15 protein-coding genes are annotated in these 13,430 nt (G+C 66.9%); 4 read left to right on the forward strand and 11 right to left on the reverse strand.

What is annotated here, in order from left to right; all coding sequences use genetic code 11:
• Window positions 1-399: 399 nt before the first annotated feature.
• The 5 genes from ACTJI6_RS14085 to ACTJI6_RS14105 all read right to left on the reverse strand — a co-directional run bounded on the left by ACTJI6_RS14085 (window position 400) and on the right by ACTJI6_RS14105 (window position 5,300).
• Window positions 400-594, reverse strand: a complete 195-nt coding sequence (locus ACTJI6_RS14085) for a hypothetical protein (protein ID WP_310458822.1) — start codon at window positions 592-594, stop codon at window positions 400-402.
• 660 nt (window positions 595-1,254) lie between these two features.
• Window positions 1,255-2,697: a DUF4942 domain-containing protein gene (locus ACTJI6_RS14090; protein ID WP_440801535.1), complete on the reverse strand. Its 1,443-nt coding sequence runs from the start codon at window positions 2,695-2,697 to the stop codon at window positions 1,255-1,257.
• Between the two features lie 51 nt (window positions 2,698-2,748).
• Complete coding sequence (locus tag ACTJI6_RS14095) at window positions 2,749-3,351, reverse strand: DUF6927 domain-containing protein (protein ID WP_440801537.1); 603 nt, start codon at window positions 3,349-3,351, stop codon at window positions 2,749-2,751.
• 3 nt (window positions 3,352-3,354) lie between these two features.
• Window positions 3,355-3,783 carry a hypothetical protein gene (locus tag ACTJI6_RS14100; RefSeq protein ID WP_440801539.1) on the reverse strand — a complete coding sequence of 143 codons (429 nt, stop codon included), beginning with the start codon at window positions 3,781-3,783 and terminating at the stop codon, window positions 3,355-3,357.
• A gap of 614 nt (window positions 3,784-4,397) precedes the next feature.
• Window positions 4,398-5,300, reverse strand: a complete 903-nt coding sequence (locus ACTJI6_RS14105; RefSeq protein ID WP_440801541.1) for a LysR family transcriptional regulator — start codon at window positions 5,298-5,300, stop codon at window positions 4,398-4,400.
• 98 nt (window positions 5,301-5,398) lie between these two features.
• Here ACTJI6_RS14105 and ACTJI6_RS14110 point away from each other — a divergent pair, with 98 nt between their 5' ends.
• Together ACTJI6_RS14110 and ACTJI6_RS14115 are read left to right on the forward strand one after the other, a co-directional pair.
• On the forward strand, window positions 5,399-5,974 hold the full coding sequence (locus ACTJI6_RS14110) for an NAD(P)H-dependent oxidoreductase (protein ID WP_440801543.1): 576 nt from the start codon (window positions 5,399-5,401) through the stop codon (window positions 5,972-5,974).
• Between the two features lie 3 nt (window positions 5,975-5,977).
• Window positions 5,978-6,376, forward strand: coding sequence for a DUF6220 domain-containing protein (locus ACTJI6_RS14115; RefSeq protein ID WP_440801545.1), 399 nt, complete (start codon window positions 5,978-5,980; stop codon window positions 6,374-6,376).
• Window positions 6,377-6,391: 15 nt separating this feature from the next.
• On the opposite strand, the gene ACTJI6_RS14120 is transcribed toward ACTJI6_RS14115, so the two are convergent.
• From ACTJI6_RS14120 to ACTJI6_RS14130, 3 genes are all read right to left on the reverse strand, one after another.
• On the reverse strand, window positions 6,392-6,658 hold the full coding sequence (locus ACTJI6_RS14120; RefSeq protein ID WP_440801547.1) for a hypothetical protein: 267 nt from the start codon (window positions 6,656-6,658) through the stop codon (window positions 6,392-6,394).
• Between the two features lie 102 nt (window positions 6,659-6,760).
• Window positions 6,761-7,294 (reverse strand): SDR family NAD(P)-dependent oxidoreductase, encoded by a 534-nt coding sequence (locus ACTJI6_RS14125; RefSeq protein WP_440801549.1) that lies wholly within the window; start codon window positions 7,292-7,294, stop codon window positions 6,761-6,763.
• Between the two features lie 11 nt (window positions 7,295-7,305).
• The gene (locus ACTJI6_RS14130) at window positions 7,306-8,046 is read right to left on the reverse strand and encodes an SDR family oxidoreductase (RefSeq protein WP_440801550.1); all 741 of its coding nucleotides are present in this window, start codon (window positions 8,044-8,046) and stop codon (window positions 7,306-7,308) included.
• 118 nt (window positions 8,047-8,164) lie between these two features.
• Here ACTJI6_RS14130 and ACTJI6_RS14135 point away from each other — a divergent pair, with 118 nt between their 5' ends.
• Together ACTJI6_RS14135 and ACTJI6_RS14140 are read left to right on the forward strand one after the other, a co-directional pair.
• Window positions 8,165-9,049, forward strand: coding sequence for a LysR family transcriptional regulator (locus ACTJI6_RS14135; RefSeq protein ID WP_440801552.1), 885 nt, complete (start codon window positions 8,165-8,167; stop codon window positions 9,047-9,049).
• Window positions 9,050-9,205: 156 nt separating this feature from the next.
• Window positions 9,206-9,772: a recombinase family protein gene (locus tag ACTJI6_RS14140; protein WP_440801554.1), complete on the forward strand. Its 567-nt coding sequence runs from the start codon at window positions 9,206-9,208 to the stop codon at window positions 9,770-9,772.
• Between the two features lie 408 nt (window positions 9,773-10,180).
• Here ACTJI6_RS14140 and ACTJI6_RS14145 read toward each other — a convergent pair whose 3' ends face one another.
• The 3 genes from ACTJI6_RS14145 to ACTJI6_RS14155 form a co-directional block, all read right to left on the reverse strand.
• Window positions 10,181-10,414 (reverse strand): zinc finger domain-containing protein, encoded by a 234-nt coding sequence (locus ACTJI6_RS14145; protein ID WP_440801556.1) that lies wholly within the window; start codon window positions 10,412-10,414, stop codon window positions 10,181-10,183.
• A 98-nt stretch (window positions 10,415-10,512) separates the two neighbouring features.
• Complete coding sequence (locus ACTJI6_RS14150; RefSeq protein ID WP_440801558.1) at window positions 10,513-12,396, reverse strand: ParB/RepB/Spo0J family partition protein; 1,884 nt, start codon at window positions 12,394-12,396, stop codon at window positions 10,513-10,515.
• A 260-nt stretch (window positions 12,397-12,656) separates the two neighbouring features.
• Window positions 12,657-13,121: a DUF3768 domain-containing protein gene (locus tag ACTJI6_RS14155; RefSeq protein WP_237168502.1), complete on the reverse strand. Its 465-nt coding sequence runs from the start codon at window positions 13,119-13,121 to the stop codon at window positions 12,657-12,659.
• Window positions 13,122-13,430 lie beyond the last annotated feature (309 nt).

The following is a 13,430-nucleotide window of genomic DNA, read 5'->3' on the forward strand; positions in this document are numbered from 1 at the left end:
TCGGTCGGGGTGCCCCTTGATGGGGCGGGGTTTCTGGCGAGGAAGCGCGAAGCGCGCCCCTCTCCTGAAACCCTGCCTCCCGGCGAGGGCAGGAGGGGGACCCATGCAAGGTTGCGCGTAGGGGGCGAGGGGAGGGGGATCACCCGGCCTGCACGGAGCGCGCAGCGCGGAGGAAGGCCGGGGAAACCCCTCGCCCCCGTCAAGCGCGCAGCCTTGCGTGGGGGAACCGGCGGTTCCCAGGACGGACACGCGCCCCTTCGCGCGTGGCCCACCAAACCGGGGGCGTTCGGCTTGTCCGAATCCCCCCGGACAGCGATCACCGCGACAGCGGGGATCTCCGACGATCTGTTGCGCCCGTCGCAAGACGGGGGCAGGGGCGGCTTGCGCCGCCCCTTCTTCTCACTCCGGGTCGTCGGGCGGGGCATCCTTCGGCTCGAACAGGACCAGCTCGGTGACGCCGACCGGGAAATCCAGCTTGAGGGTGAAGGCGCTCTTGGCCCCGTCCCGCTGCGGGAACATGACGCCCACGGGGCGGAAGCGGGTCTTGCCGTCGCGGCCTTCGACGGGAACGGTGACGCGGTAGTAGGTGGACATGGCGGTTCTCCTTTTTCCGTGCATATCGAAAAGGGCCGGGGCCATGAGGCCGGCGGTCAATGGCTGATTTGCCTCGCGAGGAATGGCCGTAGGCCAGGGGAAATCAGGCGTTGAAGGCTCGCTTGCGGGCCGGTCCGCTGGCCGCCCCGGTCCAGATTGCACAAGAGGAAAAAGGAGAACCGACAGGATTGCCGCTCGCACCGGCCAACCCCGGAGGATGCGACGGCAAGACATGCTTTGTGACAGGGCCGTTGCCTCTCGCGGCGGGACAGGGCCGGGGGCGACGGTCGAGCTGCTGGCTTTCCCGGTCGGCGGCATCGGGCGGCGGATCGAGGGGATGCCTTGCCACGCCGGGATGGAAGGGGCGGCGCAAGCCGTTCCTGCCTGCGCAACAGATCCCGCGCGAAGGATCGTGACCCGAAGGGCCGAGACGCGCCTGCGCGGCTCGGGTGGAAGCCGCTTTAGCGGTTGAAACTAGAGCCTGGTCCCGGCTTGCCGGGACGCGCTCGGCCGGATCGAATTGTGGCTGGACGGTCAAAAATGGGCGGCGCATGGCGGCGACGGGCTATCGGTTGAAACCTCCGGTCGCGCAGCAGCCAAAAATAAGCCCCGCGTGAGCGGGGCCAGTTAAACCTCCGTTGCAAGAAGGAATGGCTGACTCTAGGCCGGTGGCTTGCGCAGGGTCAAGATCACGGTGGCGATCCGGGTGCCGACCTCGGCAAAGCTCTCGGGGGGCAGATCACGCCAGAGGCCGCGCCAGCCGGGGCTGTAACGCTCGGCCCATGCTCGAAACTTGGTGTGCGCGGGGGTTTCGTTGACCTCGGCCGAGGCGGGCAGGATCGCGCGCAGCTCGCCGCCGGGTTTGAGGAAGTCGAAGGCCAGCCGGACATGCGCCATGAAGTGCTTGCCCGCGAAGGGCGGGTTCATCAGCACATGGTCATAGACCGGCTCGGGGCGCATGGTCAGGAAGTTGGTGCAGGCGACGTGCAGATCGGCGTGGCCGATCCCAAGCAGGGCGTCGGCCCGGCCGGGATGGATTTCGACGGCATCGACCTGGGCACCGCGCGTCAGCGCGGCCCGGACGATGTTGCCGATCCCGGCTGATGGCTCCAGCACGCGCGCGCCGGGGGTGAGATAAAGCCCGTCCATCAGCTCGTCCACGGCGGCGGCGGGTGTGGGGTAGAAGGCCAGATCGCGGGCAACGGCGGTGCCGGTGGGCTTGTAGTCCTCGGGGCGGGCGGTATCGGGGGCGGCGTCGGCCAAGGCCGCTCCGTAGTATTCGGCAAGCTCCCGGTTCACCTTCTCAACCAGATCGTCGCGGGTCAGCCACAGATGGGCGTTGCCGTTCTTGAAACCCCGCGCCTTGAAATAGCTGGTCTCGACCTCGGACTGGCGCGGTCCCCATGATCCGCTGCGGTCGCGGATCAGGGCGCGTTCCAGTTCTCCGGCGCGGTCGGGTGCGTGATCGAGCACGGCGAAGGCGCGCTCTATATCATAGAGCGTGTCGCGGATGCGGCCATAGCTGAACCCGCCATAATCGCTGAACACATGGGTCAGGATGATGCGGCTGCCAACCTTGAAGCCGTCATGCGATTTGAAGCGGCGATCAAGCGCGGCGAAGGCGCGCGCGATCCCGCGCCGGAAGATCAGTTCGGAGTCGCCAAGCAGGCGGTCCACGGTCGCGCCGATGTTCTCGGCCGTCGCGGGCGGCACGTCCTGCTGCAAGGCGCGGTCCATGGTGTCGCGTTCCTGCGCGTCCATGATGCGGCGCAGCCCGCTTTCTTCCAGAAGCCGGGTCCAGATGGCGGCGTCCAGGTCGCGGCGGAACGCCTCGATGCTTTCGGCCGGGTCGAAGCCGTCGCGCCAGAGGCGGGCGCGGGTGGCTTCTTCACGGCGATCCGTGCGGGGCGAGTGCCAGCCGCCATGCGCCGCCTTGGCGGTGTTGGCGGCGTCAGTGGTCAGGTCATAGGCGGCGCAAAGGGCGGCGGCGGCGCGCTCCATCTGTTCAAGGGCGGCGTCTCGGGCGGCGCAGATGGCACGCAGGTTGGCGGGCGCGGTCAGCGCGCCCCCGACGGTGGGGGTGGTGCGGTCGTGCATGGTCATGGCGAAAATCCTTGCGGGGCAGGGGCCGCGCCCGAAGGCGCGGCGGGCTGCTTAGATGCGGGTCCAGTTGCGCTGCCGGATGTTGCTGATGCGGCAGGCCGCACCGGTTTCTGTGCAGACGAAAACCGTGCGGCTGCGGCGCGCGCCGGGATACTTGTCGGTGCTGACGCGGAAGGTCTGGCGTTCGCTGCCGTCCGTGAAGCGCAAGGGCTGTTCCAGCCGGATCACGTCGCCGGGTTTCAGGGGGCGGGACGTGAGGGCGGCATTGTCGCGGCATTTCTGCCGCCATTTCTGCGCCCATTCGCTCGTCGTGGGCGACAGAAGGTCGAGCAGCTTGAGAGGCGCTTGCGCCTCGTTCGGCCCCATCGTCTCGTCCATGTCCTTGTAGCCCCATCCGCCACCCTGCCGGGTGGTCAGGAACACGGCGGCAAAGGTGTAGCTGCCGGTGGCGTCCGTCTCATAATCACCGGTGGCATCAAGGCCGGAGGGCAAGCGCGCCTCCTTCGGCTCTACGCGGACAGCGGCATACCAGACATTCCCTTTCTGGCTGATGTGAACGGCATAGCTCTGCCGCGCCTCATTCTCACCGCCGCAAAGCCGCGCGATCTCGTCGCGGATGCTGGCGGGGGTGTGGTTGTAGATGAGCCAGCCCATGCGTCAGCCCTCCCGCGCCAGAAGGGCCAGGTCGATGTGCTGGCGCAGCTCGTGCAGCGGTATCCAGTGCGGATCATCCGCCGCAATTTCCTCCATCCGCTTCCTGAGCATTTCCGACAGGCCGAACAGGGTGGTGTTGGCATAACTGCGGTCGGCATCGCGGTATTCGATCCGGTGCAGGGTCGTTTCCGCGATCCGGGCGAGGGCTTCGCCCATGTCGCGGGCATCGGCATCGTGGACGATCTGCCATTCCTGCGCTTCCCTGTGAAAGCCATAGACTGACCAGAACCCGGCTTCATGCGGGCAGCACACGGTCACGTCGCCGTCGCCGGTTTCGCGGACGGGGGACAGGCAGAAGCCGTCGAAGTCGGACAGGGTGACGCCGCGCGGAAGGCCGTTCGGCTCCCATGCGTGGACGGTTGAAACAGTCATTGCAGACTCCTTTTCGCAACGGTCCCGCCTTGGTCTGTGCCTCGGTCGGGGTGCCCCTTGATGGGGCGGGGTTTCTGGCGAGGAAGCGCGAAGCGCGCCCCTCTCCTGAAACCCTGCCTCCCGGCGAGGGCAGGAGGGGGACCCATGCAAGGTTGCGCGTAGGGGGCGAGGGGAGGGGGATCACCCGGCCTGCACGGAGCGCGCAGCGCGGAGGAAGGCCGGGGAAACCCCTCGCCCCCGTCAAGCGCGCAGCCTTGCGTGGGGGAACCGGCGGTTCCCAGGACGGACACGCGCCCTTCGCGCGTGGCCCACCAAGCCGGGGGCGTTCGGCTTGTCCGAATCCCCCCGGACAGCGATCACCGCGACAGCGGGGATCTCCGAGGGCAGTTGTCCAAGGCAATCAGCCGCCAGGACGAGCGGGACGCGCCCACACAGAGCGAAGGATCGCGAGTCCTGTGGTCAACTGCTGCGTCAAGGATCGAAACCCGCAGGGCCGAGACGCGCTTGCGCGGCTCGGGTGAAAACCGCGTCAGCGGTTGGAACGAGAGCCTGGCCCGAAGGGGACGCCCTGTCGCGGAACTCCTGAGTTTCGAACGTGCCAGAAATCGACCAGCTCATGCTCGATGTGACACCAGCTTCGAAACAACATCTGCGACATGCTGCAAGGCTGGATCGCCGTTGCGGCGGCTGTGCCAAGCGAGATGCAGAGGAAATCCGGGAACCGGGAGGGGCGGGTCGAAGACTGCCAAGGCCGTCTTGAGCTCCGTCGAAACAGTGCTTGATGGCACCGTGGCGATCAGGTCGGTCTTGACGAGCAGCTCAGGCACGACGTGGAAGAACGGCACGACGAGCCCGACTCGTCGCGTTCGGCCCTTCGCTTCAAGATCTCGGTCGAGCGGTGTGCGCGCCTCACCGCGGCCAGACACCACGACGTGCGGCCATTCAAGCCAGCGCTCGAGATCGAAGGAGTGGGCGGCGGGATGATCCCGCCGCATGGCAACGACGTAGGTCTCAAACAGAATCTGCCTGCGCTCCAGCCCCTCGACGTCGCGCTCAAAGACAGAGATCGCCAGGTCCGCATCTCCGTCGAACAATGCAAGCTCAGCCGGCTGGGCGCCGCGCCAGGGCTGAAACACGATGTCGAGGCCCGGCGCACTGGTGCGCAGATCTGACAGCAAAGGCCCCGCGAGCAATGCGGCGAGACTGTCGGCGGCCACAATGCGGATCGTCTGCCGGATTTCAGTCAGCGGCACCTCCGGCGGGTCGACCAGATCGTGCACGCCCGCCAGAAGGGACTTCAGGGGCGCGCGCAGCGTCTCTGCCTTCTGTGTTCGTCGCATCGTCCCACGACCACGCTCCAGGAGCGGATCGCCGAAGAGACCACGGCAGCGCTGCAACGCGCTGGAAACGGCAGGCTGCGACAGGTTGAGCCGCTCGGCGGCGCGGCTGACGTGGGCCTCGTCGAGCAGCGCATCAAGGACGACGAGCAGGTTCAGGTCGATGGCACGTAAATTCATGAGATCGATAATTGCACATACTAAGGATCGATTGGAATGATTTATTACGGTCCCCCATCTTGCTCAGCGGCGCACTAAAGCCGCCAAAGGAGCAATCCATGTCCAAGACCCTGATCCTCCTCTTCCATCGCCACCCTGCAAAGTCGAAAGCCAACGCGGCTCTCGCCAAGGCGGCAGCGACGGTGCCGGGCGTCGAGGTGGTCGATGTTCAGTCCGAGTACCCGGATGGCCGCATCGATTTCGAGGCGGACGGAAGGCGGGAGGCGGAGCGCCTTCTCACAGCCGACCGGATCGTGCTGCAGTTTCCCATCCAGTGGTACTCGACCCCGCCCCTGCTGAAAGCGTGGCAGGACGCGGTGCTGACGCGGATGTATTACATCTTCGCCGAGACCGAAGGGGATAAGCTGAAAGGCACGCCGCTAATGATCGCGGCGACCGCCGGCAACCTCCCCGGTGCATATACGCGCGGCGGACAGAACCACTTCACGGTCGACGAGATCTTCACGCCTCTCAAGGCCACCGCATATCGCTGCGGCCTGCCCTGGCACGAGCCGTACCTCGTCTTCGAGGCCGACCGTCTTGCGCCCGACCAACTCGATCAGGCGGCCCACGGATACGCAGCGACGCTCGAGCGCTTCATCGCGACGACAACCGCCGAGCGGAAGGCTGCTTGAGCCATGGCTAGCACAGCTCATGACACCCTCGTCGACCTCGAGCGCGGCACACCGTCCTGGTTCCTCTGGTCGGCACGGCTGCTGCCAGCAGGATTGGCCGCGCAGTTTCTCCTCGCGGGCCAAGCCCTTTTTGGAGGTCTTCCCTGGGAGGCACACGTCACGCTAGGGATGGCGCTCTTCGTTCCGGTTGCCGCGCTACTCAGTGGAGCACTTTCGATCCGCCGGCTTCGCGGCTTCAACTGGTGGGCGGGGCTGATGTCTCTGCTTTACCTGTTGCAGGTCGCGCTGGCGGCGGCCGGACCCGCCGCCCTCGCTTTCCACCCCTTCAACGCAGCCCTTTTGCTCGCAAGCGCTCTCGTCCTCCTCGCTAAGATCGAGCGCCGCCTCAGGCATCAGGCATGACATCGGGAAACAAGCTCAGCTGGCCGGGAACTCAGGCCGGAGCAGCCTTTCCAGACCGATGCGCCGCAGCATCTCGGCACGAACCCGGTCGGCAACGCCGTTGACCTCTTCCGCTCCGTCACGGGATGGGTCCATATGCACGCGAAACGGCCGCTTGCCGAACGGCGTGTCCACGACGCGCACGATCGCTCGGGAGACCTCTGCAGGGTCGGCATCATCAGGTTCAAGTGAGGCGAGGCCCTGGAGCGCTTGCTGGTCCACGCCTGCAAGCGGTCCGTCCATATATGCGGCGTGCACCGTTGGGTCCGCGGGCTTGCCAGCATGGGCAAAGTGGTTCGTGCCGGAGGTGAACGCGCCGGGCACGATGATCGAGGTCTCGATGCCCTAGGGCGCCAGTTCCGCGGCATAGGAGACGGCTAGGCTATCCATCCCCGCCTTGGCCGCGAAGTAGGGCGCGAGGAAGGGTGGCGTGCCACCCCGCGTGCTGGAGGAGGAGACCCAGACGAGGAGCCCGCGACCCCGCGCCCGCATGGCGGGAAGCGCGGCGCGGTTGACCCGCTGGGTTGAGAGCACGTTGGTGTCGTAGTAGCGCGCCAGGTCCTCGGGCGAGAACGCTTCCGCCGGACCGAAGCCCATGTGCCCGGCATTGTGGATCAGCACGTCGATGCCGTCCGTTTCCGTCTCGATCGTTGTCACGCACGTGGCGACGGAGTTTTCGTCGGCCACATCCATTTCAGCATTGCGCAGGTCCACGCGGTGGTCCTTGGCATAGGCCGCAGCCTCTTTGACGCGGGGCGCGTTGCGCCCCTCGGTCTCGCGCATGGTGCCGTAGACGGTATGTCCCGCATCGGCGAGCGCGCGGGCCGTCATGGCTCCGAACCCGCTCGATGTGCCGGTGATGAGGATCGTCTTGGTCATGTCCGCCTGCCTCACACCATGCCGCCATTGGCGCGCAGCGTCTGGCCGTTGATCCAGCCGCCGTCCGGGCCGGCGAGGAACGATACCGTGCCGGCGATGTCCTCGGGCTGGCCGAGCCGCTCCAGCGGGTTGGCGTGGCTGAGGACCTCGATCTGCTCCTCGCTCTTGCCGTCCAGGAACAGGGCCGTCGCGGTCGGCCCCGGCGCCACGGCATTGACGGTGATGTTCCGGCCGCGGAGTTCCTTGGAGAGAATGGCGCCCATTGCCTCGATCGCCGCCTTGGTGGCGGTGTAGACGCCATAGGTCGGCAGCTTCGCGCCCACGACCGAGGTCGAGAGATTGATGATGCGGCCACCGTCCTGCATGCGCCGCGCCGCCTCGCGCAGCGTGTTGAAGGTTCCCTTCAAGTTTACGGCGATGGTCTTGTCGAAGAGGTCGTCGTCGCTTTGCGCAATCGGGGCGAGCTGCATGATCCCGGCCGAGTTGACCAGCACCTGCGGCACGCCGAAGGCGTCCTCGGCGCGATCGAAGAGGTTCGACACCTCCTTCGGATCGGCGACGTCGGCCTGCGCGGCGACGGCGCGGCCGCCGGCCGACTCGATCTCCGACACGACGTCCGCCGCGGCGGAGGCGCTGCCGGAATAGTTCACCACGACAGCGAAGCCGTCAGCGGCGAGGCGTTTGGCGATGGCCGCCCCGATGCCCCGTGAGGCGCCGGTCACGAGGGCGATCCTCCGATCGTCGATCGTCATGATGTGTCCTTTCCGGTTCGCACTCCGGCGGTTCTTGCCGGGCTGCCCCATAGTTAGGTGTTGGCAGCGCACGGATAATATGCTTCCACCCGGCATCAGAATCCGGGATAGGCGAACAATGGACAGGATCGAAGCCATGCGGGTCTTCTGCCGGGTGGCGGAGACGCGCAGCTTCACCAAGGCCGCGGCCGACCTTGAGTTGCCGCGCTCGACGGTGACCGATGCGGTGAAGCAACTTGAATCGCGGCTCGGCGTGCGCCTGCTCGACCGCAGCACGCGCGTGGTGGCGCCGACGCTCGACGGGGAGGCCTTTCGACGGACCTGCCTGTCGATCTTGACCCAAATCGAGGATGCGGAAGCGGCGTTCAAAGGTGGTGCGCCGAAGGGCCGCCTCCGGGTCGATGCGCATGGGACGCTGGCACGGCATTTCCTGATGCCGAAGCTCGGCGGGTTCCTCGAACGATACCCGGAGATCGAACTCGTTCTCTCGGAGGGCGACCGGCTCGTCGACCTCGTGCGCGAGGGTGTCGACTGCGTCGTCCGGGTGGGTGTGCCGCGCGACAGCGACTTGGTCGCCCGCCGGCTGGGCGAGCTTGCCGAGATCACCTGTGCGGCCCCTGAGTACCTCGCGCGCTACGGCACGCCCGCTTCCCCGAAGACGCTCAACGGCCACCGCATGGTGGGCTTTGTGTCCTCCGTCACCGGCATCCTGATGCCGCTGGAGTTCGCGACGGAAAGGAGAATCCGGCAGGTCGTGCTGCCGGCGCCGATATCGGTAACGGGCGCTGAGACTCTGGTGATGGCGGCCCTCCAGGGCCACGGCCTCATCCAGTTGCCGCGTTACCACGTCGCGGCGGAGTTGGAGACGGGTCGTCTCGTCGAAGTTCTGGCGGCGACCCCTCCGGCGCCTTCTCCGGTTTCCGTCCTCTACCCACGGGATCGGCAGCTCTCGCCGCGAGTTCGCGTGTTCCTCGATTGGCTGCGCACCATCCGGTTCGCTTGAGGCATGGACAAGCGAGGCGGTGACAAAGGACTGGTCCGAAGCCGCGCTGTAGAATTCCTAAGTTCCGCGACGGTCGGCAACCGCGCCTGTTTGCTGGCGTTGCGCTGTCGCAAATATCGGTTGCATATCTGTTTCATTTCGAGACATATCTGCGACATGCTGATGGGATATGCGCGCGTCTCGACCGAAGACCAGGACTTGCGGCTGCAATGCGCCGCCCTGGAAGCAGCGAGCTGCCGCAGGATTTTCGAGGAAAAGGTGTCGGGCGCGAAACGCGACCGGCCCGAGCTGACGCGGATGCTGGACCAGTTGCGCGAGGATGACGTGGTGGTGGTGACGCGGCTTGACCGGCTTGCCCGGTCCACGCGCGATCTGCTGGACATCGCCGAGACTCTGAACCGGATCGATGCGGGTCTGCGGTCGCTGGCCGAGCCGTGGGCCGACACGACGACGCCGGCCGGCCGGATGGTGTTGACGGTCTTTGCGGGGATGGCCGAGTTCGAGCGCGCGCTGATCCATCAGCGCACGAGCGCCGGCCGCGCCGCGGCCATGGCGCGGGGCGTGCGGTTCGGCCGCAAGCCCAAACTGACCGCAGATCAGAAGGAATTGGCGGCGGACCTGATCGGCAAGGGCAAGTCGGTGCGCCAGGCGGCTGCACTCGTGAACTGCCATCCGGCCACGCTTTACCGGGCGTTACCAGTGTCGGATCTGACGCCGGATTGATGGTCCGCGCAGCGGCTCTGCGCGAAGCGCACTGTCCGGACGGGGCACGGGCTATGCCCGTGGCCGGTCGGGACGACCAGACCGCCAGCAAAAAAGGCCCCGCACGAAGGCGGGGCCAGTTGATCCTCCGTTGCAGGAAGGAAAGGAAATCAACGATACGATGCCATGTCGCGTGCTTCACGGACCAGGGATTTCCGGTTCCATACCAGCTTCCTGTCCTCGGCAGTCTGTGGCGCAAGGCGGCGGAGCCAGGCGTTTTCCATCATGCAGTGAGATCGCCTTTCGAAACGTTCGTCCAGGGGACGACGCAGACGTAATTTATCATGAGCCGTCATTTGCAGGGTCTCCTTCTGACCGGGATCACGCATGATGTGGGCGCGAGATGAAAGAAGGGAAGGTCCGGGTCGTTCAATCTCGGGCGCGGGCGCGGGGGTCGATCAGCCAGCCGGAGGCGGCCTGGAGGATCGCGGCGGTGGGGCCGTGCTGCTCGATGAATACGCGGTCGGCCTCGGCGCGGCGGGCGGCGTGGAGATCGTTCGCCCTGTGGCCGCTCGGGCGGCGGCACCAGAGGCCGGGGGCCGTGCGGCAGATCGGGCAGCGGACGGCAAGAACAGGGTGACGGTGGGCGGTGAAGTCGGGCATGATCAAGGCACTCCTTCGGGGGGGTGAAACAAAAAGAAAGAACGTGACCGGGGCAGGATGGACTGGGGCAGGCTGACCCGCCCCGGTCCTTCATCGGATCAGAAGCAGTCGGGCACCCAGGCGTCGATGCGGGCTTTCTTCTCGGCGTCGATCCTCCATGCAGCCTGATAGGCGGCGTCGGTGAACAGCCGTTCCATCGCCGCCGCCTTTTCCCCCTTCTTCTGGCTCTTGAACGCCTTGAAGCCGGAGCCGTGGGGATCGCAGCCGGTCAGGTCCAGATGCAGCGCGTCGAGAGTGTCGGCGCTGACGCGGCCAAAGACGTTCTCGGCGGTCGGCGTCCAGACCTGCCGGATGCTGGCCTTCGTTTCGGCCTCGACCTTGGCAAAGACCGGATCGCGGTCGCTGTAACGAAGGCTGCGGGCCAAGGCCAAGGCCAGAACGGCGTTGCGGTGCTTCTTGCCCTTGGCGCGGAAGGCATCGAAGGGATCGGCCTCGGGCGTGCTGTCCTCGTCCTCGCCTTCATCCTCCCCCTCGCGGCCAAGCAGACGCGGATCGGGCACAAAGCCGGTTTCCGTCGCGGGCGTGATCGGACTTTCGTCCGTGCGGACGGCCAGCGGCCCGCCCCATTTCTGGGCGAAGGTGTAGGCCAGAAGGTCAAGCGCCAGTTCCGGCTTGTCGAGCATCGCGCCCTGGACGGCGGCGGTGCGCATGGCCTTCAAGTCCGCCACAAGCGCCCCGGAGTATGGCGATCTGGGCGCATCGGCCTTGGTCCCCTCGATCGGTCGGGCGGCGTGGCCGGTCAGCACCCCAGCCTCGATGGCGCGGGCGCGGTCCTCGGGCCGGACATAGGGGCCTTCCGTCTTGATCGTGCCGTCCTGTCCGACGCAGAGGAACCAGCCACCGAACCGGCGCTGTTCGTCGGAAAAATCGCCGTCGAGGATCGCCTGCAAAGCGTCCAGTTCGGACTGCCCGTCCTCGTCCAGAGCGTCGGCCTCGGCCAGTTCCGCCAGTTCGTCGTAGCGTTCCGTCTGATCGTCGGTCAGCTCGCCCTCGATGCGGTAGAGCCGGGCCAGCTTCTCCGCCATGCCATAGGGCACCCACGCCTCCGTCAGCGTCTCGGTCCAAGCCCATTCGGCCTCCATGGCCTCTGCCGCCGCATCCAGCGCCTCGGCAAACAGCCGGTCCAGAAGGTCGGTGTCGTGCAACAGGGTCGCGTCGGCAAAGAGGTCGGCGCTGATCCTGCCGCCAGCGGCGCGGTAAGCGTCGATGCCGACAAAGCGGGCGCGGCGGTCGCTTCCGGCGTTGATGGCGTCGGGCTGCACCATCTGCTTGATGCGATGTTCGCTGATCTCGCGGCCCCTGATCTGGTCCAGAACGGTAAGGGCAAGGGCCTCGTCCTCGGCCACGGTGAGCGCCTTGGCCGCGCCAAGGGTAATCTCGCCTGCCTTGAGCGCATCCAGAACCGGCGCGGGCAGGGCGGCAAGCGCAAGGCGGCGATAGACATGCGCCTCGGTCAGCCCAAAGGTCCGGGCGATGGTCGGCACGTCCGCGCCGCCCTCGCGCATCCGTCCGAAGGCGCGGATTTCATCGGCGGGGTGCAGATCCTCGCGGGCGGTGTTCTCGACCGCCGCCCAGGCGCGGGCGGTGGCGGCATCCGGGGCCAGCCGGACCGGAACGAAGGCCAGTTCCGGGCGATGGGCGATCAGGTCGGGATCACGCTCGAGCGCCAGCCGGATCGCGCGCCAGCGTCGGCCACCCGCGACGATGCCCACCGTTCCGGCCTCGTCGCGCAAGCCCGCGATAGGCTGGATCAGGCCGATCATGGCGATGCTGTCGGCCAGAAGGGCGATGCCTTCGGGGTCGGCTTCCTGACGCGGGTTCATGTCGGACAGGTAGAGGTCTTGAAGCGGGATACCCTCGACGGCGGGGGCCTCGATGGGGCGGGCCTCGCGGGCGAACGGGGTCACATTGGTCTTGGACATAGCTGATTTCCTTGTGTGCAACGGTGGTTCCGGGTTATGGGTGTCCTGCCCCTTTTGGGGGGCAGGACGGGCCATCAGATGGCCTTGTGCTGGATCAGGAAGCGGCGTCCGATGCCAAAGGAGTCGCCCTTCCTGACAAGCGCCCACGCTTCCGCGACACGGGCGGCTTGCCATTCTATCATGCTGTTTTCACCTGACCTTTCGTTGGGGGTTCTGGGGTATAGGCCCGCCCGGAGCGGAGCGGGCCGATCTCGGGCCCGTCAGTATTCGGACGGAAAGAGGATGGTCAGGACGCGGTGGGTGCGGCCCGGATCGCTCGGATCGTCGGACCCCTGCTCTTGGTCGGCGTCGTAGTAGTCGATCTTCCAGTAGAGCCGTTCGCCCTGCACGGTGACGATGCCGAAGCTGCGGTCGCCATAGGGGTCGTTGTCCTCGCAAAAGTCCCGGTCGAAGGCAGCGGCAAGGATCGCGCCCGTCACGAAGTCCCGGCCCCGGTCGCTGACGCCCGAGGTCACGACCACGCTGCCGGGGAAGGGGCATCCGCCCACGACCATGCCCGCACGGAAGGCGTCGTTCTGGCGGGCGGTGGTCAGGACCTGGCGGGTCGGAAAGTCCCGCATCGGGCCGAAATGGCCGCAATGGGGGCAGGTGCAGGGACCGTCTTCGGCCGACTGTTCGGCCGCGCAGTAGCCGCAGACATAGGTGTTCAGGGTTTCGGTGTTCATCACGTTCTCCTTTTTCTGCAACGGTCCCGCCGTGGTCTGTGCCTTGGTCGGGCTGCCCGATGATCGGGCGGGGGTTCAGGCGAGGACCGCGAAGCGGCGCCTCTCCTGAAGCCTTGCCTCACGGCGAGTGCAGGAGGGGGGCCCGCGCAAGGTTGCGCGTAGGGGGCGAGGGGAGGGGGATCGCCCGGCCTGCACGAAGCCAAAGGCGCAGGAAGGCCGGGGAAACCCCTCGCTCCCGTCAAGCGCGCGGCCTTGCGCGGGGGAACCGGCGGTTCCCAGGCGGACACGCGCCCTTCGCGCGTGGCCCAA

Origin of the sequence: Paracoccus sp. 22332, from assembly GCF_052045125.1 — a bacterium.
GTDB classification, from domain to species: Bacteria; Pseudomonadota; Alphaproteobacteria; order Rhodobacterales; family Rhodobacteraceae; genus Paracoccus; species Paracoccus haematequi_A.